The 24,423-nt window shown below is 36.6% G+C and carries 22 protein-coding genes; 11 read left to right on the top strand and 11 right to left on the bottom strand.

All coding sequences use genetic code 11. The features are described 5' to 3' along the window. The first annotated feature begins 20 nt into the window (after window positions 1-20). Genes J0L69_01285 through J0L69_01275 form a run of 3 tightly spaced genes read left to right on the top strand, consistent with a single transcriptional unit; the run spans window position 21 to window position 2,851 of the window. On the top strand, window positions 21-1,286 hold the full coding sequence (locus tag J0L69_01285) for an aminotransferase class V-fold PLP-dependent enzyme (GenBank protein ID MBN8691792.1): 1,266 nt from the start codon (window positions 21-23) through the stop codon (window positions 1,284-1,286). A 1-nt stretch (window position 1,287) separates the two neighbouring features. Beyond that, on the top strand, window positions 1,288-2,460 hold the full coding sequence (locus tag J0L69_01280; protein MBN8691791.1) for an aminotransferase class V-fold PLP-dependent enzyme: 1,173 nt from the start codon (window positions 1,288-1,290) through the stop codon (window positions 2,458-2,460). Window positions 2,461-2,464: 4 nt separating this feature from the next. Next, window positions 2,465-2,851: a RidA family protein gene (locus J0L69_01275; protein MBN8691790.1), complete on the top strand. Its 387-nt coding sequence runs from the start codon at window positions 2,465-2,467 to the stop codon at window positions 2,849-2,851. Between the two features lie 501 nt (window positions 2,852-3,352). On the opposite strand, the gene J0L69_01270 is transcribed toward J0L69_01275, so the two are convergent. Next, window positions 3,353-4,048, bottom strand: a complete 696-nt coding sequence (locus J0L69_01270; GenBank protein MBN8691789.1) for a pseudouridine synthase — start codon at window positions 4,046-4,048, stop codon at window positions 3,353-3,355. A gap of 72 nt (window positions 4,049-4,120) precedes the next feature. Between J0L69_01270 and J0L69_01265 the strand changes: the two genes are divergently transcribed. From J0L69_01265 to J0L69_01240, 6 genes are all read left to right on the top strand, one after another. After that, window positions 4,121-4,762 carry a hypothetical protein gene (locus J0L69_01265; protein MBN8691788.1) on the top strand — a complete coding sequence of 214 codons (642 nt, stop codon included), beginning with the start codon at window positions 4,121-4,123 and terminating at the stop codon, window positions 4,760-4,762. 79 nt (window positions 4,763-4,841) lie between these two features. Then, a complete protein-coding gene (locus tag J0L69_01260; protein ID MBN8691787.1) occupies window positions 4,842-5,936 on the top strand; it encodes a TIGR03032 family protein in 1,095 nt (364 codons plus the stop codon). A gap of 24 nt (window positions 5,937-5,960) precedes the next feature. After that, window positions 5,961-7,289 (top strand): T9SS type A sorting domain-containing protein, encoded by a 1,329-nt coding sequence (locus J0L69_01255; GenBank protein ID MBN8691786.1) that lies wholly within the window; start codon window positions 5,961-5,963, stop codon window positions 7,287-7,289. A gap of 85 nt (window positions 7,290-7,374) precedes the next feature. Continuing rightward, a complete protein-coding gene (locus tag J0L69_01250) occupies window positions 7,375-7,713 on the top strand; it encodes a TIGR03643 family protein (GenBank protein ID MBN8691785.1) in 339 nt (112 codons plus the stop codon). Further along, window positions 7,713-8,348, top strand: coding sequence for a flavin reductase (locus J0L69_01245; protein MBN8691784.1), 636 nt, complete (start codon window positions 7,713-7,715; stop codon window positions 8,346-8,348). Before J0L69_01250 ends, J0L69_01245 begins: the two co-directional genes overlap by 1 nt. 241 nt (window positions 8,349-8,589) lie before the next feature. Next, window positions 8,590-9,507: a DUF1295 domain-containing protein gene (locus tag J0L69_01240; protein MBN8691783.1), complete on the top strand. Its 918-nt coding sequence runs from the start codon at window positions 8,590-8,592 to the stop codon at window positions 9,505-9,507. Window positions 9,508-9,560: 53 nt separating this feature from the next. Here the strand turns inward: J0L69_01240 and J0L69_01235 are convergent, their stop codons facing one another. Then, window positions 9,561-9,701: a hypothetical protein gene (locus tag J0L69_01235; GenBank protein MBN8691782.1), complete on the bottom strand. Its 141-nt coding sequence runs from the start codon at window positions 9,699-9,701 to the stop codon at window positions 9,561-9,563. A gap of 194 nt (window positions 9,702-9,895) precedes the next feature. Between J0L69_01235 and J0L69_01230 the strand changes: the two genes are divergently transcribed. After that, entirely contained in the window at window positions 9,896-11,881 is a 1,986-nt protein-coding gene (locus J0L69_01230) for a hypothetical protein (protein ID MBN8691781.1), read from the top strand. Between the two features lies 1 nt (window position 11,882). Continuing rightward, a complete protein-coding gene (locus tag J0L69_01225) occupies window positions 11,883-12,914 on the top strand; it encodes a hypothetical protein (GenBank protein ID MBN8691780.1) in 1,032 nt (343 codons plus the stop codon). A 44-nt stretch (window positions 12,915-12,958) separates the two neighbouring features. On the opposite strand, the gene J0L69_01220 is transcribed toward J0L69_01225, so the two are convergent. From J0L69_01220 to J0L69_01180, 9 genes are all read right to left on the bottom strand, one after another. Then, the gene (locus J0L69_01220; GenBank protein MBN8691779.1) at window positions 12,959-14,311 is read right to left on the bottom strand and encodes a hypothetical protein; all 1,353 of its coding nucleotides are present in this window, start codon (window positions 14,309-14,311) and stop codon (window positions 12,959-12,961) included. Between the two features lie 217 nt (window positions 14,312-14,528). Then, a complete protein-coding gene (locus tag J0L69_01215; GenBank protein MBN8691778.1) occupies window positions 14,529-14,987 on the bottom strand; it encodes a tryptophan-rich sensory protein in 459 nt (152 codons plus the stop codon). Between the two features lie 71 nt (window positions 14,988-15,058). Then, on the bottom strand, window positions 15,059-16,102 hold the full coding sequence (locus J0L69_01210) for a hypothetical protein (GenBank protein ID MBN8691777.1): 1,044 nt from the start codon (window positions 16,100-16,102) through the stop codon (window positions 15,059-15,061). Between the two features lie 6 nt (window positions 16,103-16,108). Then, a complete protein-coding gene (locus J0L69_01205; protein ID MBN8691776.1) occupies window positions 16,109-17,047 on the bottom strand; it encodes a restriction endonuclease in 939 nt (312 codons plus the stop codon). A 39-nt stretch (window positions 17,048-17,086) separates the two neighbouring features. Continuing rightward, entirely contained in the window at window positions 17,087-18,712 is a 1,626-nt protein-coding gene (locus J0L69_01200) for a hypothetical protein (GenBank protein MBN8691775.1), read from the bottom strand. Between the two features lie 53 nt (window positions 18,713-18,765). Next, window positions 18,766-21,786 (bottom strand): type I restriction endonuclease subunit R, encoded by a 3,021-nt coding sequence (locus J0L69_01195; GenBank protein MBN8691774.1) that lies wholly within the window; start codon window positions 21,784-21,786, stop codon window positions 18,766-18,768. Continuing rightward, a complete protein-coding gene (locus tag J0L69_01190) occupies window positions 21,783-22,511 on the bottom strand; it encodes a TIGR02646 family protein (GenBank protein ID MBN8691773.1) in 729 nt (242 codons plus the stop codon). Before J0L69_01190 ends, J0L69_01195 begins: the two co-directional genes overlap by 4 nt. Next, on the bottom strand, window positions 22,508-23,809 hold the full coding sequence (locus tag J0L69_01185) for an AAA family ATPase (GenBank protein ID MBN8691772.1): 1,302 nt from the start codon (window positions 23,807-23,809) through the stop codon (window positions 22,508-22,510). Before J0L69_01185 ends, J0L69_01190 begins: the two co-directional genes overlap by 4 nt. A 3-nt stretch (window positions 23,810-23,812) precedes the next feature. After that, window positions 23,813-24,421, bottom strand: a complete 609-nt coding sequence (locus J0L69_01180) for a restriction endonuclease subunit S (GenBank protein MBN8691771.1) — start codon at window positions 24,419-24,421, stop codon at window positions 23,813-23,815. Window positions 24,422-24,423 lie beyond the last annotated feature (2 nt).

The raw sequence follows: 24,423 nt of genomic DNA, 5'->3' as shown, positions 1-24,423 counted from the left end.
TTAAGCTAAGAAGTGTAAACATGAATAAACGCGATTTTTTAAAAACATCGGCAAGCGGACTTGGCGCATTATTTTCATTTCCAATTCTCGAATCAATCATAGAAAAATTTGAGGCGATTCCTGCCGGGCAATTAGCATCTGACGAAGATTTCTGGTTGCAGATCCGTAACGGCTATAAATTAAAACCGGATTATATTAATCTCGAGAATGGTTATTATTGCATTCAGCCAGAGGAAATCTTAGAGAGTTACATCAAACATCTTCGAGAAATAAATTTACAAGGCGCTTATTACATGCGCACCGTTCAGTACGATAATAAAAAAGCAATGACGCAACGTCTGGCGGATATTGCCGGATGCACAACCGAAGAAATTATAATTACACGCAACACCACCGAATCACTGGATATGATTATTGGCGGTCTTGATTGGAAACCTGGCGATGAAGCTGTGATGGCGCAACAAGATTACGGCGCCATGCTGGATATGTTTGAACAAGTTTCAAAACGATACGGTATGGTTAATAAAATCATTTCGGTTCCTAATCATCCTCAATCTGATGAAGAGATAGTTTCATTGTATGAAAATGCGATTACGCCAAAAACAAAACTTTTAATGGTGTGTCACATGATTAACATTACCGGACAAATTCTTCCGGTTAAAAAGATTTGTGACATGGCTCATAAAAAAGGTGTTCAGGTAATGGTAGACGGCGCGCATGCCTTTGCTCATCTTGATTTTAAGATTACGGATTTAAACTGCGATTATTACGGAGCCAGTTTGCACAAATGGTTAAGTAATCCATTAGGAGCAGGGTTGCTTTACGTTAGGAAAGAAAATATTTCTAAAGTTTGGCCTTTATTGGCTGAAAGTCCAAAAGAACCGAATGATATTTCCCGTCTTAATCATACAGGCACCATTCCTGTTCATACCGACTTAGCTATCGCGAATGCGGCAGATTATTATGCAAAAATCGGAGCCAAACGAAAAGAAGAACGTTTACGTTATTTGCAAAATTACTGGACCAAGCAAGTAAGAAATTTACCGGGAGTTATTTTAAACACCCCGGAAGATCCGGCACGAAGTTGTGCCATTGCCAATGTTGGGATTAAAGGCATGAAGCCCGCAGCGATGGCAGAACGCTTATTAAAGCAGTATGGAATTTACACCGTAGCAATTGATGGTAAAGGCGTACAAGGTTGCAGAATTACACCAAACCTTTATACCACCACGAAGGAATTAGATAAATTCGTGAAGGCCTTAAAGGATATGATAAACACAAAATAATATGAGCTTCGATATCAGAGATTTATTTTTATTACGAAAGGATATCACCTTTCTGAACTTTGGTTCATTCGGTGCTTGTCCAAAACCAATCTTTGAAGATTATCAAAAATGGCAATACGAACTGGAGCAAGAACCGGTTCAGTTTATAACGGTGAACGGCTTGCGCTATCTGGAGAAATCCCGCGAAACACTGGCCACTTTTTTAAATTGTGGCGCAAAAGATTTAGTATATGTAACCAATCCCTCCTATGCGGTGAACACCATTGCGAAGAGTTTGAATTTGCAGCAAGGCGATGAAATACTCACTACCAATTTAGAATATGGCGCTTGTGATAAAGCCTGGAATTACTATTGCAAAAAGACCGGAGCAAAGTATGTACAACAATCTATTTCTCTGCCATTAACTACAAAGGAAAAGTTTGTAGAAGAGTTTTTCAAAGGATTTACATCCAAAACTAAATTGGTTTTTATTTCCCATATCACCAGTTCAACGGCATTAATATTTCCTGTAAAAGAAATTGTAGCAGAAGCGAAACGTAGAGGTGTGTTGGTTTTTGTTGACGGAGCGCATGCACCGGCGCATGTGGATTTAGATTTAACCGCTCTAAATGCTGATATCTATACAGGCGCTTGTCACAAATGGATGATGACACCAAAAGGCTCTTCTTTTTTATATGTGAAGAAGGAATTACAGGAAAGATTTGATCCTCTTGTAGTAAGTTGGGGTTACGAAGCGTTCTTCCCTTCTGATTCCAAATTTCTCGACTGGCATCAGATGAATGGGACACGTGATTATTCCGCTTTTCTAACGATTCCTAAAGCGATTGAATTCATGAATCAATACAATTGGAAGGAAGTAAGTGCTAGATGTAAAAAATTAGTGCGTGATAATGCTTTACGTTTTTGTGAACTCGCAGGCTCACAACCTTTGTGTCCGATATCAGATGAATTTCTCGGACAGCTGTTCAGTATTCCAATCAACACCAAAGAGCCGGAGAAATTACAGCGTCATTTATTTGAGCACTATAAAATTGAAATCCCTGTGATGCGTCACGGTGATAAGGTATATTTGCGTTATTCCATTAATGCATTTAACTCGCAACATGATTTGGATGTTTTATATAATGCGATCTCAGAACTAATCCAACAAAATAATTTAATCTCTAAATTTTAAGTACATGAAAAAAGTAATTACATCATCAGGTGCTCCGGCGCCAATCGGTCCATACAGTCATGCAAACATGGTACCGGCAAGCGGGAATTTTTTATTTGTATCCGGACAAGTTGCCAAGGATGCAGTAACGGGCGCATTAACGCTGGATGATATCAGCAAAGAAACACATAAGGTGATGGGAAATGTAAAAGCGATTTTAATTGATGCAGGAATGGATTTTACAAATGTGGTTAAAACCACAATTTTCTTAACCGATATGAATAATTTCTCTAAAGTGAATGAAGCTTACGGTTCTTATTTCACCGGGAATTTTCCGGCAAGAGAAACGGTGCAGGTAAGTCGTTTGCCTCTGGATGTGAATGTTGAGATTTCTGTTATTGCTGTGAAATAGGTCTTTGTGTTTTCTTTTCTGCCTTGATGCAGAAAAGAAACAAAAGAAATCAAGGCTGCATAAAATTTTGTGAGGCCGGATTTCAGACGTATCGTCTTCTAGTGTTTCTCCAAAGGAACATGGTAGAATATTGGGAACGCAATGTTAAAATGAACCACGACTGATTTCTCCCCTGCAAAGGGGAGATGTCCGCAGGACAGAGGGGTTTATGTTATAAGTAAAAAAATTGCTTGTTGTTAAACCCCCTCGCTCTTCCGCTTACACGGAAGTGCACTCCCCCCTTAGCAGGGCGAGAAGCTGTCCGTTTCTAATGCAGCTAATTACACCACAAAATTTTCTCTTTAGCTAAGAGCTTATCCCGTCTCGATAGCTATCGGGATTGTTTACTTTTTTCATCAAGGAAAAAAGTAAAGGAATAATTTATCTTAACGCTGGCAATTGGCGAACCAAAAAGTAACATAAAAAAAATTTCATTAAAGAATTCAATAAAACGGATTCAATTTATTCCAACTCTTTCATTAGAGTTTTTAATTCTTCTTCGCTTAACTCTCTCCATTCTCCGGGTTTTAATTTTCCAAGATGAATATTCATGACACGTACGCGTTGTAAACGGATAACTTGATAATCGTATTCATTACACATACGGCGGATTTGTCGGTTTAATCCTTGCGTTAGAATTATTTTGAATAAGCGTTTAGTACCCGGAATTAGTTCTGTTTTACAAGGCTTGGTTATCTCTCCCAATATTTCAATGCCTTCGGAAATTTCTTCCAGGAATTTTTTTCTTACCGGTAGATTTAAAGTAACGATGTATTCTTTTTCGTGACCTTCTTCCGCATGCGATATTTTATTGATGATTTCCCCGTGATTGGTGAGCAGTATTAGTCCTTCCGAGTCTTTATCCAATCTGCCCACCGGATATATTTTTTCCGGATAATTTATGGCATCAATGATATTGCCTTTAATTTTCTCTGTCGTGCAAACAATGCCTTTGGGCTTATGGTAAGCGATGTAAACTGGTTTAAATTCTTTCGCCTCAATTATTTTTCCATCTACCTTAACAACATCGCCTTCTTTTATTTTTGTGCTGAAATTTGCAACTTTTCCATTAACGGTAATCCTGTTTTCTTCAATTAAATCACAAGCCTTCCGCCTGGATGTAAAGCCGCTTTGGCTAATAAATTTATCTACTTTCATGTACAGCTCTAAGTTACTAAATCAATTCATATAAGTGTTTTGATTTGTGTAATAAGTAAACTAATTTGCAATGTGAAATGGATTTACTTCAATAGTAAGGAATTTAAGCTCAACTGGAGCGGAGCATTATCCTCACGACGATTTAAGTTGAATGTCAGCCTAACAGCACTATTACTGGTTATTTTGCTAAGCAGTCTCAGTTATTTTTTTACGTATATCGAAACCAGGAGCGGTACACAACTAGCGGATGCCATTCTGCAACTCCTGCCTTCTTATAATGTATCAGTCATTACATTTATAATTATTTATCTCTCGGCCTTGCTCAGTATCGTTAATTTATTGCCCCGTCCCATTCAATTTATCCAAGCGGTGCAAGCCTATTTTCTTATTTTATTATTTCGTTTACCGAGTATTTACTTTTTTCCCTTGGAAGCGCCGGAAGGAATTATCCCTTTACAAGATCCCTTTGTAGAAACATTTTTTTACGGACACACACGCATTACGAAAGATTTGTTTTTCTCCGGACATGTAGCTACGGTGTATTTATTGTATTTGGCAAATCCTTATCCGAAATTAAAAAAAATCTTTTTGGGAGTTGTTATCACCGTAGCCATTTTAATTCTTTTGCAACATGCACATTATACCATGGATGTAGTGGCAGCCCCCTTCATTACCTGGTTGTGTTTTATGATTCCAAAATATTTAAAATTTTAGATGATATTTTAACACTGTTTTTAAGAATTTAACCTCATTACACTTTTGCGAATGAGGAATACTGTTAAATTTGAGCTTTATGACAAACACCACACCGGCCAATAATTTAACACCATTTTCCTGTACCTATACAGCACAGTTGCCGGAATTATTGTTGAAACTGAATTGTAGTTTAGCTATTTCTACTTATCAGGCCGGAAAATTAATTTTTATTTCTCCTAAGGATGAAAATTATCTGGTGCAATTACCGCGTACGTTTGATAAGCCCATGGGTTTTTCATTGAATAACGCGCAAGATAAACTGGCATTAGCCTGTCGCGATCAGGTTATTGTTTTTAAAGCCAACGAAGAATTAGCAAGGCATTATCCGAAATCACCGAATACATATGATACCATGTTTTTGCCGCGTTTAACGTATCACACCGGCGCATTGGATATTCATGATTTACAATTTGGCGAGAATGATACTTTGTATGGCGTGAATACTTTATTTTCTTGTTTAGTTAAATTAAATGACGATTATAATTTTGTACCGGTTTGGAAACCAAAACATATCACAGAGCTGGTGTCTGAAGACCGTTGTCATTTAAACGGGATGGCATTAAAAGACGGAAAACCAAAATACGCATCGGCATTTGGTTTAGGAAACACCCATCAGAGCTGGCGTGATACAGTAACAACCGGTGGCGTTATTTTTGATGTCGATAGCCATGAAGTAGTCGCCGCTAATTTACCCATGCCGCACTCACCAAAAATTTACAATAACGAATTGTATGTGTTGTTATCAGCAACCGGTGAGTTAGCAAAAATAAACATTAGCACAGGTAAGTACGATGTAGTAACGCGAATCGAAGGATTTGTAAGAGGCATGAGTTTACACAAGGAGTATTTATTTATTGGTACTTCTAAGTTGCGTAAAAACTCTTCCACCTTTGCGAAGTTAGCCTTCGCCGAAAAAGCCAATAAATGTACCATTACCGCCGTGCATTTACCGAGTGGAAGTATTGCAGGATCGCTGACTTATACGAATTCAGTAGATGAGATTTACGATATACATGTGATTCCCGGAAAAATACGACCAAACATTTTGAATACGCTCACCAATGATTACAAAGGAGCTTTGAGTATACCGGGCGCCACCTATTGGGCAGCGATAAATAATCAGAACGAATAATTAATAATATAAAACAAAACAAGTATGAAACACAGTTACACAACTCACAAACGTAAGTTGCGTCAGTTAAAATCGCTGAGCAAGCGGATTAAACAAATGCAATCAAGCGTTTCTGTTTCTGCGGAATTAGAAAATTTAATTTCCCGCGTGAAACGATTGGTGAACGAACTGCGCAACGTATTTGCAGTATGGCAACTAAAAAAAGTATTAGGAGCTGCTGCATTATTTGCGGGAATTACGTTTACCAACACTGCAAAGGCACAAAACTTTGCAGCCGTACAACAAAACACATTTGGCTTAACCGCTGTTAACTACAATTCAAGTCCGGCTTTTGTGGATTTGGATAACGATGGCGACTTAGACTTAATGGTAGGTGGATATTATGGTGATTGGAATTATTTCCAAAATACCGGAACTGCATCTGCACCTGCCTTTGGCGCGGCACAAAGCAATCCTTTCGGATTAACGGCAACGTATTATTTTGCAACTCCGTCATTCGTTGATTTGGATAATGATGGCGATAAAGACATGATCTCTTCTGAAATTTATGGTAATTTTCAGTATTTCATGAATACAGGAACGGCATCCGCTCCTGCATTTGCGGCACCAACACAAAACCCATTCGGATTAGCAGCAGTCAATCTTTTCGGAATGCCTTCATTTGGTGATTTAGATAATGACGGGGATAAGGATTTATTAGTTGGAGAAGTTGGTGGAAATATTAAATATTTTCAGAATACAGGTTCAGTAACTGCCCCTGCATTTGGTACCGCGCAAAGCAATCCGTTTGGATTAACAGCTTTAGGAACTGCTACCAATTCAGTAGCTGCACCAACCTTTATTGATATGGATGGTGATGGTGATTTAGATGTTATGGCTACAGATGCGAATGGCGATTTTTATTATTTCGCTAACACCGGAACCGCTTCGGCGCCTGCATTCGCTGCTCCTGTAATGAATCCGTTTAGCTTAACCGCTGTAAATGGTTACGCCATGATGAGTTTTGCGGATATTGATAACGATGGCGATAAAGATTTGATGTGTGGCGATTACGATGGTAATTTAAATTACTTCGAACGTTTAAACGCAACCGGTATCAAGAGTCAGGAGATGACAGAAGCCACATCATTGCATGTGTTTCCAAATCCCGCGGTGGAATCATTTACCATTAGCGGACCATGGAGCGAATTCATTACATCCGTTGAAATTATGGATGTAACAGGTAAAGTTTGCGCTCAGTACAAAGAAAATTCAAAACAAATTTCTGTGAAGGACTTAGCACAAGGCGTTTACACGGTTAAAATTACCCATGAGAACGGAAGCTTTGAAGTGAAAAAACTTCAGAAAAACTAGAATTTAGTTTTTCCTCTTAAAAAGGCTCTCATCACGAGGGCCTTTTTTATTGAACAAACTTTCGATTTGTTTGTTTTTATGGTGTATGGATACACATTGTTATTACAGCGATCTGCCATCACCATGGGCCTATGAAAAAATAAAACCACAAGCGGTTTTATCAGAGGCGGATATTAATCGCATTATTGAAATGGCTTGGGAAGACCGCACGCCGTTTGAAGCCATTAAAATTCAGTTTGATTTAAATGAGAGTGATGTGCGCGGCCTCATGAAGAAAAAATTAAAGTTCAGTAGTTATGTCTTGTGGCGCAAACGAGTGGAAGCCTGTTCTACCAAACATTTGCGAACAAGGCAAACAGGCATCTCTCGGTTTAAAAGTAAATTACAACGCAGTATTTCTAACAATAAAATCACTAAACGCTAATGGAAAAACATATTTCACTTCAAGACATCTTAAATTACGAGCAACGCTATCGCACCACATTTATTAACTCACTGGGCGGTTTTAAAAGTACGGCGCTCATTGGTAGCATGGGTGGCGACGGTTATACCAACCTGGCCATATTTAATTCATTTTTTCATGTGGGAGCAAACCCGCCTTATTTTGGATTTGTCGTTCGTCCCGATTCGGTGGATCGTCACACCTTGATTAATATCATGGACTGCAAAGAATTTACCGTAAATCATGTAGCAGAAAGTTTTTATACCAAAGCGCATCAAACATCGGCGCGTTACGAAAAAGAAATATCGGAATTCGATGCGGTAGGATTAACAGAGGAATTTCTAAATGGAAACTATGTTCCCTATGTAAAAGAAAGTCGCGTTAAAATTTACGCTACATTTTCCCAGCGCATTGATGTAAGTGTCAACAACACCATTATCATCATTGCAAAAATCAAGGAAGTTGTTTTGCCGCAAGATTGTATAGCTGAAGACGGATATATTGATTTAAATAAAGCGGGCAGTGTTACAACAGCCGGACTCGACAGTTATTTTGTAAGCAAGCCACTGGAGCGTTTGCCTTACGCCAAGCCGCAACAATTTCAAAAAGTAGCTTAATTAAAAAAGCCGGAGCGCAACATCTCCGGCTTAAATTTTCCCGTATCCCGGCAGTGCTTCAGCTTAGCCGTCGGTTAGTGGTTATAAGTATTAATTCAAAAGTAGAGCGCGTTTATTAAGCCAATGTTATCGCAATGTGCTCAAATAATTTTGTGAGCTGCAATTATCAACAAAAAAATGTCTTTTCAACACGCAAGTAAAATATTAACTTTATTCACCATAAATAAATGATATGCAAAGTCTGGTTAAAACAATCATTATACTTTTATTTACAGTTATTGTTATTCCTGTAGTCAGTTTTTATTTTGACGAACCGCTAAACGATTTGCAAAAGCAAACACTCACCCAATTAGCTTTTATGGCATTAGCTGCGGCATTACTTTGTTTTACGGTAAGCACAGCCACCGGCAACTGCAGTCAGGTCGATAAATTGTGGAGTGTACTTCCCATCATTTATGTTTGGTACATGGCCTACAAAGGTAATTTTGATGCCCGCTTAAATTTAATGGCGATTCTTGCGACTATTTGGGGCGCGCGCTTGACGTATAATTTTAGCAGACGCGGCGCTTACAGTTGGAAATTTTGGAGTGGAGAAGAAGATTATCGTTGGGCAGTGTTGCGTGAAAATCCTGCCTTAAAAGGAAAAGTAAAATGGACCTTATTCAATTTGTTTTTTATTTCCTTGTATCAGAACGCGCTCATTTTAGCATTTACTTTACCGATGCTTATTTTATTTAAATCGCCCGGCACAGCGATTTCAATTGGAGAGATAGTGTTAGCGATATTGTTTTTATTATTTGTGGTGATGGAAACCGTAGCCGATCAACAACAATGGAATTATCAGAATAAAAAACACGCGGTACTTAAAGAAGGAAAGAAACTAGAAGGCGAATATGCACTTGGTTTTGTGCACACAGGATTATGGGCTAAAATAAGACATCCGAATTATGCCGCCGAGCAAAGTATTTGGATAGTGTTTTATTTGTTTGGTGTTTTAGCTTCCGGCCAAATCATTAATTGGAGTATGGCCGGCTGTTTATTATTATTAATTTTATTTCAAGGCAGTTCTGATTTTTCGGAAGGTATTTCAGCTACTAAATACCCGGCGTATAAAGATTATCAGAAAAGAGTCGGACGGTTTTTTCCCCGATTCCGCTAAACTATCTCTATTTTATAATTCTAAACCGAATGAAGCTATGATGATATGCTTAGTCATATCACAATAGTCGTTGAACATTTGCTTACTATTTCGGTGCCATTAAAGTAAACCGTTTTTGTGCCGTTTTCTATTTTATCGGAAGAACAACCATAAACAAGTAGTATGATACTTAATAGAGTCAGTTTAGCTTGCATGAAATAAATATAGTAAAATAATAAATACAAATATTTCTATGAAAAAATCAAGATAAGAAACATTTAATTATATCAAATTTTATATATTTGAATCAAATCGAGTTTACTTTTTTCTGAGAAATATTTTTATAATTATTTGCTTTGGTTTGGGGGTTTTAAGATCTCAAACGACCCCGTTTTATGTGAAGGCACAAATGCTCAATGGAACCTTTAAAGTATATCATCCCAAACCTTTTGAGTTAAATAGTGAAGCCGCTACAGAAGTAGTAAATTTATTTGTGGATGAATTAGATCGCTCGGGCTTTATACTTACTGAGTACGACAGAAACGCAATTAAGCGCAATGGCTCGGGTTTGTTTGAACAAATAGAGTCGAAAAACGACGAGTATATAACCAACGCTCATGCTATTTTTAAACGGGCATTAAATTCATACGATTCAATACTTACTATTATCAATTTAAAAGGACTTTTGTTTAGTGATAAAGACAGCATAAGTTTTTTGCCTTATACATCTAAGCCGTTTTATTCTCCCGACATAAAAAAACATATGGCCAGGATAGAACGTTATATTAAAAGTGTAAGTTTAGACAGAGTATTAAACACAGTTGATTATGATAAGTTAAATGAAGAGCAATTTTATGCAAAAGCACGTGAATTCTCAAAACCGATAATTAAAAACATAAAGAGAAATGTTCAGGAATTATTAAATAACTCATATCAATATACAGAATCCTGTTTACTCAATGCTTTAGCCCATCGCTATGATCCGCATTCTAATTTTTTTACAGATGAACAGAAGCAGGAGTTCAGCAAACATCTTGCAGTTGAAGTAGAATCGTTTGGGTTTTATTTTAATGAAAATGATAAAGCGGTAGCGGAAATAGGTTACATCGAACCGGGTGGCGCCGCCTGGATGAGCAATGAAGTTCATGAGGGCGATTTGTTTATTTCAATGCAATTAGGGAATGTGATCTATACTAACGAAGATTTTAGCGCAGATGAATTACAAAAAAAGATGGAGTCTTCCGATGAAAAGACTATGACGCTTACGTTACGAAAAAAAAATGGCTTGCAGAAAACAGTAAAATTGGTAAAGCATAAAGCAGCCTCCGACGAGAATTCCGTAAAAGGGTACATATTAAGAGGAAATGGTGCAGTGGTAGCTTATATGGCTTTACCGAGTTTTTATACCGATATGCAAAACCAAACTTTACCGGGTTGTGCAAACGATGTGGCTAAAGAATTGTTAAAGCTTGAGGGGGATTCTGTTCAAGGCCTAATTTTAGATTTACGCAATAATGGTGGCGGGTCAATGCTAGAGGCAATTAATCTGGCAGGAATATTTATTGATGAAGGGCCATTATTTATTTACAAGGAAAAAAATAAAAAGCCCGCACTAATAAAGGATATTAACAGAGGTTCCATTTTTAAAAAGCCACTCGTCGTATTAATAAACGAAGCAAGCGCATCCGCCTCGGAATTATTCAGTAATATAGTACAAGATTATAATTTGGGAATAGTAGTTGGACAAACATCCTATGGAAAAGGTACAGCGCAACAAGTTATCCCCTTAGACACTATGCTTTTGATAAACAGAAATTTCAACCGGTTAAAAACAGATTACATTAAAATTACGAATGGAAAATTTTATCGCTTAAATGGGAGCACACATCAAGGAAAAGGTGTAGTGCCACATGTTCAGTTGCCTGCTACACCGGGATATTCCCTTATAAAGGAATGTAAAGAAGAGTTTTATTTAACGCCCGATTCCATTGTTAAGAAGGTAGTTTATACACCGCATCCGGCTTTAGGCATCGCGCAAATTACGCAAGCATCACAAACGCGAGTTAATTCTTCGCCCGACTTTAAAAAGTTCACACTTTATTCAGACAGCGTGAACACCTACATTGGTAAAATGCATAGAATAGCGTTAAGCAGAACGGGCTATTTAAAGAATAAAATTCACAGCGACCGGTTATTTACGGGGCTTGAACAAGCTTTAAAGGGAAAGAACAATGTTATATCATGCTTTAATAATTCTTTTGATAAAAAGTTATATGAAGTAAACCAAACAGTCAAAGATTTTAATACACGCGTTATCGAGGCAATTAGTCAAGACATGTTTATAAACGAATCATATTTAATAATAAACGATTTAATAAATCAACAACCTAAATAAAATGAAAACCCTAGTAAGAAACACCTTGTTTAGTGCGGCAATGTTATTTTTAGTTGGCACTAAAGCACAAACCGCAGTTCAGTATATGGATCAGATAGGAAAGGAGTTCAATAAAATATCTGAAGAAACATGGGATTATACCAGAGCTATTGCGCATAACAAAAAAGGAAAACAAATTGAGAACAGAAGAAGAGATATGTTGAATGCCAATCGCCAGGCGCTTAACAAAATTAAGAATATGGCTCCATTTAATGGCGACGGAGCCTATCGCGATTCAACTGCACGCTATCTTGAATTAAGTTACGCGGTATTAAATAACGACTATTCAAAGATTGTAGATATGGAGGAAATAGCCGAACAATCTTATGATGCCATGGAAGCTTATATGATGGCACAGGAAAAAGCAAACGAAAAACTTGAAGCTGCTTTTGAAGTAGCCTCTAATTCGCAAAAAGCATTTGCGGCAAAGAATAACATCATATTGCATGATGTAGATTCCAAAACAGAGCAAAAACTGGAAAAGGCCAGCGAAGTGTTTAAGTATTACAATAAAGTATACTTACTCTTCTTTAAACCTTTTAAGCAAGAAGCCTACTTAATAGACGCTCAAAATAAAGGGGATATTAATGCGGTGAAACAAAATCAAGAAGCGCTTTCAAAATTAGCAAAGGAAGCCAAGGAAAAAATAAAGCAGGTGGAAGCATATAATAACAACACAACATTAAAATCGGCCTGTACCGAGATGATGAATTTTTACATCTATGAAGCTGATGAAAAAATACCTGCATTGGTTGATTTTTTCTTAAAGAAAGAAAAGTTTGACAAGCTGAAAACGGCCATAGATAAAAAAGGTCAGAATGCTTCTAAGCAGGAAATAGATGAGTTTAATGCCGCTGTAAACGATTACAACAAAGCAAGCAACGCGTTTAATAACATCAATAACGAATTAAATAGCAAAAGAAGCAACGCGTTAAATAATTGGAATAGCGCGGTCTCTAAATACCTTGACAGAAACGTATCAAAGAAAAAATAAATGATGATCCGTTTACGTTTAATAGCCCCGCTTACGGGGCTTATTTATTTCTTCGCCAAATTATAATTCAAACCAATTTGTGCCGAGACATTACTCTTTATGTAAGGATTGCCTAACATCCATCCGTCTGTTTTACCAACACCCGAAACATAAGCTGAAAAGCCGGAGCTTAAGTAGTAGTTTATTTTTAATCCTAAAGAGCCGCCCACTAATTTATTATTTCCGTAAAAGGTACTTGGCTGTTCCCAAACATTCAATGTAATGTCGCTTTCAAGTTTTGGCGTGATTTTAAAATTGTATAATCCCAAACCAATCCCATAACCGCGATTGTTGCGATTCGTGTATTGGTGCAGATTCACTAACACATCAAATTGCTTGTATTGAAGCGGAACAAATAAAGCAATGTCGTTTCCAAAATGAGTAGGCGCATATTGTGTAAAAAGATTAAATGCAAAATTGCTGTTCACACGAATACGGTTAACAAAGAACAAGGAAGGGTTTATAAAATTAAGTAGAGAAAGATTTTTCTGCTCCTTCAGGTAAGCTTGGGCCTCGGGACTTAAGTCGGAGAAACCTACGCGACGGTTTACACCTTCTCCATTCGGAAAAGAATCGCGGACAATGTATGCTTGTTGCGGATTGAACATATCATAGACCCAGGCAGTAAGATCCGCACCCGCGAAATCACGTTCGTGCGATAATTTGTTTTCGTGCGGTGGCGCCAACTTTTTTACCGAATCGGTCAATGCGCCGGTAGAGAAGCGAAAGTAATTGAATACATAATAGGCATTATACAACATCAAAGAATTTTTACTTAAGGTGCGCGACTTGTAGAATTGTTGTAAAGTTATTTTTTCATTGAGCGCCACTTCATATTGTACTCCCGAAACGTAAGAGTAGAGTAATTCATTAACATCGTTTCGTTTTAATTGACTGAGGGTTGAATCGGAAACACCATATACCGTACCATCCCAGCGGTGCAAAATCCAGTTACCATTTTTCGAATCGATTTTATTGACGCCGAGTACAGCGCGATGAAACTCTTCATGTCCCCAAACCCCGAGTGGAATGGGTAATTCGCTCCCATAAAAAGAAAAAGCTAATCCAAGCCCAAACTTAAAAGCAGCATTTGAAAATTTTCGCAGCTTAGTATTGGGTTTAGTTTTAGGGACAAAAATTTTGTCGCCTAGTTTGTCGATACCCCAATAGGAAATATCATAAAGATCGTAGGAAAATTTCAAAGCCTGATCCATGGATGGGGCTTTGTAAGGAAGACTGGTGTTTTGTGGAAAATCGAAGAGCGGAACATCCAGGCGTAAGCGGTAGTGAGCAGTATCTTGTGCAGTTAAAGAAATTGCAAATAGAAAGAAGAACGAGTGAAGTAACTTTTTAATCATAGAACTTGTTTTAAAGAGAACATAAAAATGGGAGTGCAAAAATCATATTAATATGACGATGACACGCCCAAAATGTTACAAGCGGATTCTAAATAATACTTAACTTGCTTACTAGCAGTTGATAATCTTTTGCCGCTAAGCGCCGAACGTTAGATGAAAGGTTGAGCTGTTGTTGTAATTAGGTAGTCGCGAAACACAGAATGAGATTTTTTTGAAATTAGTTTTTTATAACAATAAAGGCATTCAGCGAAGTGGCAATAAGCAGCCACAGAAAGTAGGGCAGGAGGAGTAAAGATTTTAATTTTAAAGCCGGCCAATAGGAGTAGAGGAAATACGCGATTAAAAGAGTTAAGGCAACAATTAATACCAAAGCGAATTTGGTTTGATGCCAAGAAAAGAACACTGGATTCCAGCTCACGTTTAATAACCATTGCAAGGAATAGAGAATAAGAAGAAACATGTTTTCATTTTCAAGCTTTGGCCACAAGAGCGCCATGTAAAACGAAAAGCAAATCATGATGCTGGTCCAGGCGAAGCCAAACACCCAGCCCGGGGGTGTCCACGGTGCTTTGTTGAGATTGGCGTACCATTCTGATGTTACACCACTACCGGTAGCCAAACCACCCAGGGCCAAGGCTGCGAAGTTGAGGACTAAAAAGAGGATGAGTTTTGACATTACAGAGTTAAAATATAAGTTATACTGTAAACATGATTTGACATGACACGAAGGCCTTTCAATTAAAATTATTATTGAATTATCTTCTTTAATTCCTTATTAGAAATTTTAAATTCTAGTATTTTATCATCAATATATTCTTCAAGAGACAATAAGAATATTTTATAAAAATCTCCTTTATTCGAGAAAATTTCCTTGAAACTTACTTGTTCATATTTTCCAGAATAAAGCTCAAAATGATTTAAGAATGATTTATCGTTTATATTTAATATACTAGGAAAATATTTTTTTGATTCATCATCAGGAATTTGATTAAAAATACTTCCGAAATAATCAGTTATGAATGCCTTCTTTAAGACTTCTTGAAGAATGGCCTTTGCGTTTTGTAAATCTTCATATAGATTAAGGTCTTCGAATGAAATATTTAAATCATTCAGTGCGTTACTAATGTTATTAAGAAGAGCATTTATTATAGATAATGGAATATTTGTCTGCTTTTTGTCTATATCATTTACAATTTGAACTACATCATTGAAATTTTGAAATAAGTATTTCGAAATTATTAAGTTTGTCTTAAATATTTTTAGCTCGTCTTCATGCCAGTATTTTTCTTTACCTTTTAAATAACTTAAAACAGGCGAATCAAACTTATTCGTTTGAAATAGTTCGTTTATAGATTTGTGTAGATCAACTTTAAAGTGATCATAATTGTCTTGTTGTTCTATGGTATTTGCTGAATACTTATATTCAACACACATATAATCTCTTAAATCAGAAGGTATCGATGTAATATCTTGGGTTATAATAATTGTCCCCCTTTTTAAAGTATGACGAACACCCAACTCATACATTACGTTTGGATTAAGTCCTGTAAGATCGGCAATGACTAAATCTGATTCATTTAAATTACGTGTAATTCCTGATATTATGGAGCCGATTTTTGAATTGTACCTAGATATTTCGTTAAATACTTTACGATTCTTTAGTTTGAAATCGGAGACGGCTTTGTATATCATGTTTTCATAAATATAAGTCAAAGTCTTTTCATCCAAATCAAGGTTAGTCGCTTTCACCTTAGTGAATGGCATTATAATAAAACACGTCTTTTTCTCCATAATATATTATTCATCATCCTGCATAGCATCCCAAAAATCGCTATCCAGCTTTTTAATTTTAATTACTTGTTCTACTTGCATTCCAAGCTCAAATTCATAAATGTATTCTGCTAGCTGCTCTCCATCTATTAAGACAATAGTTGTAGCTCCATTTAATGAATTAACATAATCAATGGCTGTTTTTTTAAAGCTCGAGGTAGTTATAAATACACCTTTATTTGATTGAGCCACAGCTAAGGCTCCAACAAACTTTTGTATTTCTTCTCTGCCAATTGAGTTATCTAGGGCATATCGCTTAGATTGAATGTAAATTCGACCTAAGCCAAGAATATCTTCTTTAATAATGCCATCTATTCCTTTATCATTGGTTGCTTTTGTAACAGTGCCGGAATCCTTTATTTCTCCTCCGTAACCCATTCGTTGTAATAACGAAACTACCAGCTTTTCAAAATCCCCAGGAGTTTTACTCAAAATAGTTTCTAATATTTCGTCTTTGGTTGTCTTCTTTATGTTTGCATAAGACTGGTATAATTTTTCCTGAGGGGTTGCCTTTTCGGATTTTGATGTAATTTCAGTAGTGATAGAATCTGAAGTAGTTGATTCCGAATTCGATTTAAGAGAATCTCTTGCTGCTGCTGCCACATCGACGTATTCCTCTATCTTTTCTGGTGTTTTAAGCATCTCAATTCCTTTCGGCGTAATTTCATACACGCCTCGTTTAGGTTTTGAAATTAAGTCAGTAAACCCAAGATAAGTTATAGCCCATGAAATCCTATCCCTAAATATTGGACCGTTACCGGACTCATACATTTGACTAACCTCTTCGGGGTTCAATCTAAAATACTCACTTAATGGGATAACCATTTCTTTAGTTGTAGAAACCCCATTCTTTTTTAAGAATTCGAGTACAGGAACTCTTAACTCGTTGTGTTTTGGTATAGGCATAAAATATCGTTCTCAGTGATTATTTATTTTGATTTTTTATTATTCTACATTTATCAAATTCCTCTCAGAAAGAAGGTTTGTCTCTACGTCAAAGTTTTGGTAGAAAACCGGAATACTCATGATGGAATTAAGATGTTTCAAATATTCTATAGCTTTTTTAGTGTTTGAAACTGGTTGTGTAATAATTACAAATTCTTGAGCTTTTCTTTTATTTGGCCAACATGAGTACTCAAGCAATTGACCAATTGCTTCTCGAATCGAAGTTCTAACATTATTATATGTTTTAATTTCATAAAAAATAACTCTATTTTGAGTTTCTACAACAATATCTATCCTATTTGAACCATATCCGGCATTCTTTTCACGCCAAACTTTATTTTTTCCATAAATTGATTTAAGGTGTTTCGTCAATTGCTTACTAATTGCCTCGTGTAGATATGTAATTTGAATTGCTTTGGGTTCCCTTTTATAAGTCTTCTTTTTTACTTTCTTATAATCTTCTGAGTCATCATCAACATTAGAATCTTCTAATGAAAAATCATCTACTTCATAATTTTCGATATCAAATGATTCATCATAACGACCAAAAACATATCGAGATTGCTTATATATAGGGTGACTACCTGGTAATTCAAGATAGGGCTCGTAATCCTTGAGGTCTTGACTTTTAAAACGAATATTAAAAATATCTAAACCTTTGTATCCTGAGAATCCTTTATGATTTTTATTGACTCTTGGAATTTGATCTTCCATTTCCTTTAGCCATCCCCGTTTCTTATATTCCAGTTTAACTTCTTCTGCTTGTTCTTTAGTTAATACCTCGATCCTTTCTATGTTTCCCACGAAGTATCGTTTCTTTGTTACTCCGTCAATTGTATAGAGCCACACTTTATATTGATTACCTATAAATGCATTCTGTTGCTTTCTAATTGGCTCTAAAAAGCCGTAATGATATCCTTTGTATTTCTTATTCAAGTCAAACAACCACTCTTCATGACCATAACCGTATTTGAATTCATGCGATTTTTTATCTGTTGATTTGCCGTCTTGACCTGAAGGAAAAAGCCAGCCATTACTATTCCAAGCAAGGCGAGCTATCCTATGTTCTAACGATAAATTTTGAAGTATTACGGAAATTTCATTGAATAAAGGAATGTGTTTTCTAATAAAATTGTTGGAAAAATCTATCAGGCTTTCCCAATTATAATTACTTAGATCTGTCGCAGGAATTTTTGTCCAGTAAGGCCCCCCGAGGTTTCGATCGACCTTTGAATTAAGATACTTTTTTTGCGCAGAGTTTAAAAATTCAGAGCTCTCTCTCTGGAAATCTATTTTAATGATTAAAGCATCATGCTTGCCATCAACACCAACCGTAAAATAAAGTTCAGGATGAAATGATCCTGTTGGGAAAATTTTATACCAAGTATAGTGCTTAAATTTAAATTTCCCCGGTCCGGCACCTTCTTTCCAATTAGCTCTACCCTTAAAAGAATAACCTGAATTATTTTCGCAAATTTGCCTTGCCCAATAATAGCTTGGCTCCCAAACCTCGTCCATAATACTCTTTACTGCTTGCTTTTGAAGGGCATTTTTCTTATTATAGATAACACTTCCCCATCTATTTAGGAGTGCAATATTATCTGCTGTGAAAAATTCAGGAGTCATTAGGAAATTATATTTTATTCTGAACGATTAAAAAAAGCAGAATTCATTTCGAATTATTTCTTTGTTCTTAATTTAGAATAAGCCTGTGATGCTAACCATGCAGTTACTAGTTTTTGAAATTGCGCATCATTCATATAACGTTCAAAAATATCTTCGTTCTGATCAATACGTTCAATAAATAGTTTCTCTAACAGATTTTTAAACACCAATTCAAATTTGTCTTCTGGATTTACTTCCGCTGCTTTCATCAAACTTTCATCAAGAATTGCAGTTTCTACAATTTGATCGAAGAAATATTGATCCGCTTGATTAAAATCTGTTCCAAAGCGCTCATTAACGATATCTACTAATTTGGAAAGCGGAACTTCCGGCTCTCTTACTGAGCCAGTGCCTACATCTGTGGGCCCATCTAGTTTATATGGCGTCCCTTCTTTAAGTGAGATAGACCCCTCGCTGATTTTCTGAAGTCTATAGTATTCTAACCGTATTGTATCGTCAAATGTATAATTGGGGGCCGATTTTCTATGAGGTAATTTGGCGGACAAGTGGCGATAATAGACGAAGTGTTTTTCTAAATCACTATCTTGATATGGTATGATCTGACTAAGAAAACTATATAGATTTTTGAATGAGCCGATTTTACCTCTGATTAATTCTGCCTCTTCTTCTTTTGAGTTCAATAATGTCGAAAAACGGGAAACTGCCGGATCTAATGCAGCATTTAATGCCTCATGATCCGCTGCACTTTGTTTTTGCTTCGGTTTAAAGTAGATGGAACAGAACCGTTCAATATCTTCCTTCATGTAGATATTACATTGGTCGAGTTCAATTTGAATTTGATACAAGTGAGCCTGGTCAACTTCTTCTCCAATTTCAGCGCCTTCGTAATAGGTTTTAAAGGATTGGCGTATTTCCTCTCTGTCATTCACAAAATCCAAAACAAAAGTATCTTCCTTCAGAGGATGGATACGGTTCAGTCGTGATAGTGTTTGTACAGCTTGAATTCCAGAAAGGCGCTTATCTACATACATAGTATGAAGCAATGGTTGATCAAATCCCGTTTGATATTTTTCTGCCACTAACAACACATTGTAGTCAGGTGAAGCAAATTTTTCAGGTAATTCACGTTCCTTAATTCCATTGTTCATGCCTTCTTCAGTATAAGTTTTATCTTTCACTTTATCGTCTGTCACAATTCCTGAAAATGCAACAAGTGATTTTATCGGATAACCTTTGCTTTTAATGTAAGCATCAAAACTCTCCTTGTATCTTACCGCTTCGAGGCGTGAGCCAGTAACGACCATGGCTTTAGCATGGCCACCAATTTTATGACGACTAACCGCATAGAAATGCTCAACCATTACCTCTGTTTTTTGCGTGATGTTATGTGGGTGTAATTTCAAAAATCTGGCAAGAGCCTTGGCAGCTTTTTTACGCTCTACCTGCGGATCTTCTTCACTTGATTTTATCAATTTGTAATAAGTAGCATACGTAGTGTAATTCTTCAATACATCCATGATAAAACCCTCCTCTATGGCTTGACGCATGGTGTATTTATGAAAAGGTTTACCTTTATCGCCGAAAACCGCCAAAGTTTTGTGCTTTGGTGTCGCAGTGAAAGCAAAAAAACTAAGGTTGTCTTGTTTTCCCCGTTTAGCCATACTGCGATACAATTCCTCCAAGTGTTCCAAGCCTTCTTCTTGCGCTTTCCTTTTAGCTTCTTCAACCAGTTCATTTCCACCCAAAACCTCTTTCAGATCTGCTGATGTTTCACCGCTTTGCGAGCTATGGGCTTCATCTACTAAAACAGCAAACCGTTTGGTTTGCAAAACACCACTACCTTTTTGCCCACGCTCTTCTGCCAACTTCAGTAATTGGTTTGAGACAAAAGGAAATTTTTGTAGAGTGGTAATAATGATAGGAACAGAATTTTCCAACGCCTCTGCCAACTGCTTTGAATTTTCATCAATTTTTTGGACAACACCTTGCTTATGTTCAAATTGGTAAATTGTATCCTGCAACTGTTTATCAAGGACGACGCGGTCGGTAATTACAATTACAGAATTAAAAACCTTTCTGTTATCAGAATGATGAAGAGAGGCAAGTCGATGTGCGAGCCATGCAATAGTATTACTCTTTCCGCTTCCAGCCGAATGCTCAATTAAATAATTATTTCCAACACCATCTTGTCCGGCAGCACGAATTAAATTACGAACAGCTTGTAATTGATGAAAACGTGGAAAGACCATTGTCTCTTTTTTAATCTTGCGACCTTCATCAGTCAATTTTTCCTCAACCTGTAGGTGTATAAATCTGGCTAGAATATCAAATAGGCTGTCACGTTGTAAAACTTCATCCCACAAATAAGCTGTTCTATAAGTACGTCCCTCTTTGTCGGGCGGATTTCCTGCCCCACCTTCATTTCCTTTATTAAAAGGTAGAAAGTAAGTTGCTGGACCGGCTAAACGAGTTGTCATGTATACTTGTTCTGTATCTACCGCAAAATGAACCAGTGTTCTGCGTTTGAATTCAAAGATTATTTCACGAGGATCGCGGTCATTTTTATATTGAACTTTAGCGTGCTCAACATTTTGACCTGTCAATGGGTTTTTGAGCTCTAAGGTGATGACTGGTATTCCATTGACACTTAAAGTAACATCCAATGAATTATTGTTTCGTGTGGAATATTGCAGCTGCCTTGTTAATCCCAAAATATTTTTTGTGTAATTGGTTTCAAGCTCCGGGTTCATTGTATGGGATGCTTTGAAAAAGGCCACCTGCAATTGCTTACCATAGCATTTAAAACCATGTCGTAACGTGGTAAGTGAGCCATAAGTATCTAGCCATTTGCATAAATCACTTAATACTTGTTCTTCAGTGTTGGCGCCTAAAAGAGTCTCCAACTTTTGCCACTCAATGGATTGGGTGGCACGAATAAAGTCTAAAACAGTTTTCGGGAAAATGGCCCGTTCTTTATCGAAACCTGCTTTGTTTATGGTTTGATAGCCACTTTCCAATAAACAATTTTCAATCACTGTTTCGAAGGAGATTTCTTTTAGGATTTTGTTGCTCATTTTCTCTTTTGTTTTCTTATGCTTTTAGACGCAAACTTCTTTTGCTTCGAATTTTTATCAAGCAACTCGATATAATGACCTAAAGCATGTTTTATTGTTACACAGTACTCAACGAAGCTGCCATCATTCTTCCTTTTTTCAACTTCGCTTTTAATTCTAGTGGCTTCACCTTTACTTATAGGTGAATTTAAATTTTCGCCATACAAGAACTCGTCTATTGCCCTTCTTCGATCCTCGGTGAGCTCTTTATTGTCCAGCTTCAAAACTTCAATGGTTTTCTTTGCGCGCAGGTTATTCGCCACACAACCGATTTCGCCTTTGATATTGAAAGTAAAAACAGATTCACAATTGCTTAATAGTGGTGAAATAAAATCTCTGCCATTATCATCCCACCAAGATCCTTTTTCCTGAGCACCATATCTACAACTTGCTTTCATGCCTTCTTTAGGGTAACATGCAATTAGGTTAACATAGTCCAAATCTAATCCCTTCTGTTCGGCCCGACAAACAACCTCGGGCTTTATATGCTCTATATGTGAGGTTGTTCTACTAATTCTTTTCATGGTATATCCGCACAAAGATCCTTGTTCACTCAATAATGTATCGTGAAGAATTCCTTTTTCAGGATTCTGAAGCGAATGATAATGTTCGTTTTCCTGACCTTTCATGTTTTTTACCCAATCAGAATATTGTTTGGGAGAGCCAGCCTTTAATATTCTTTTCACTTTTCTCCTTTCAGTATTTCTAGTTTTGAAATGCGAGCTTCAAGTGTCGCCCATTCGGCTAAATCTAAGGACCCTTTCTCTTTAAAATTCTTTATTGCCAATTTTGCCTTAATTAGCTCACCTGTATTAATTAACTCTTCAACCGACTTAATTGCTTTTAAAGATTTTACCGGTCTGTCCTCGGAGTCCAAAAGATTTCTTAAAATCCAATTCGAATCCATTCCCAAAGACCGATCTGGTATAACGACCGCCCCACTTTCTATTAATTGAATTCCTTCTGGTTCAATCGAAGGAATAATTTGTGGAGAATGTGTAGTGGCTATAAACTGTATTTTTGGAAATGTGTTTGACAGATTTTCCACAATAGTCCTTTGCCATTTGGGATGTAGATGCAAATCAAGTTCATCTATAAGTACAATTCCATTTCCTTCTGATAACGGGTCTGAACTTGTTGGATTCGCCTGGGATATTCTCCGCGCAATATCAAAAACTAAAGCTATCATTCCCCTTTCGCCGTCAGATAATTGTCGCAACTTGAAGTTTTTGTTATTCTTGTCAATATAGAATTCAGTTTGGCGTCGATCAGAATGCACTCTAAGATTATTAAAGCCGGGCAAAAATAGCTCTATTGCTCTGTCTAAAGTTGAGACGTGTTTTTTTGTTTTGCTCTTTTCTTTAGATAATACTTTCTGTACTTTATACCAATCAGAAAAAATTCGTAAATTGAAAAATCTATCTGCACTAAAAGCTTCTGAATAAGCAGCGGCTAAGCCACCTGCAATGGCTGTTTTACTTGGAATTTCTCTAGTAATCAGAGAGCGCTTAGTTGAGAACAGTACCGCTATTGATTCATTTCCTAATTGACTGAGCTTCTTTGAACGTAATTTGAACTGGGGTGTAAATACTACTTGATCATCAATAAAAATGTTCTCTACTTTTGCTTTAGTTCTTCTTTTCTTTTTTAACCCTTCCTCTTCTTCCGGCTTAATGGTTAGAATCCTTCGCTCTTTGTTTTTTTCAATCAATAAATTATAGTTAACACTCAAATATGTAAAATTACATGAAACCTGTAAACGTGTAGCTCCAAGACTAATGTCATCGTTTGAGAAACTTAGCCTTTTAACCTTTGCTTCTGAAATGTTAGAAAAAATAACCGATAAGCACACATTTAGAACGTCCAAAACGGAGGATTTACCAGCGCCGTTTACACCAACTAATAAGTTCATTCCTTCCTTAAAATTGAACTCAGCATATTCGTATGCTCTAAAGTTAGTGAGCGTAATTTTTTTAATTTGCATAATTTATTTTTGACCTGGTAATTTTTCTATAATCAACGATGATTTTCTTTCTTCTAGCAACTCTAGTGATTTTAACGTATGTTTATACATAGTATCAATTTGCAATATTTCCGTCTCCAAATTATCAACTATTTTCCTTTGTTCCGAAATGCTAGGCAAAACAACTTTGTTATCCAAAAATTCAGATAAGTCCAAATTTTGAATGCCAGTTGTTTGTTTAATTGATTTGGTTGTGATGCGGCTGGCCCATAAAGAATACAATAAGTACGCCCCATATTTAGGGTCAAGAATATTTAAGTTTGGCCTTAAAATTTCAAGGAAATTCGAACAAAGTGCAGGTTCGTCTAATGAAAACAAAACAACTCTACCTACAGGTTGATTTTCACCACCGCCTGATTTTTCTACTATGATGTCTCCTTCTTTCAGTTGTTTCTTTTCAATTTCTTCTGTTTTGAAACTTCTTCGGGTCAAGTCAGTTGTTTTGTGCGCAATTTTATCAGTTAAGAAATCAGCGGCTCTAATGCAAACATAAGAGTTGTTGATTTCGGGTTCTTCTCCCCAAGCGCCTCCAATTCTTTTTTCAAATAGATATTTTAATCTGATTATTTGCATAT

This window comes from Bacteroidota bacterium (genome assembly GCA_017303905.1).
GTDB lineage: Bacteria > Bacteroidota > Bacteroidia > B-17B0 > Aurantibacillaceae > JAHEYG01.
The sequence above is the reverse complement of the archived record's forward strand: the minus strand, read 5'-3'. Positions and strand labels throughout refer to the sequence as shown.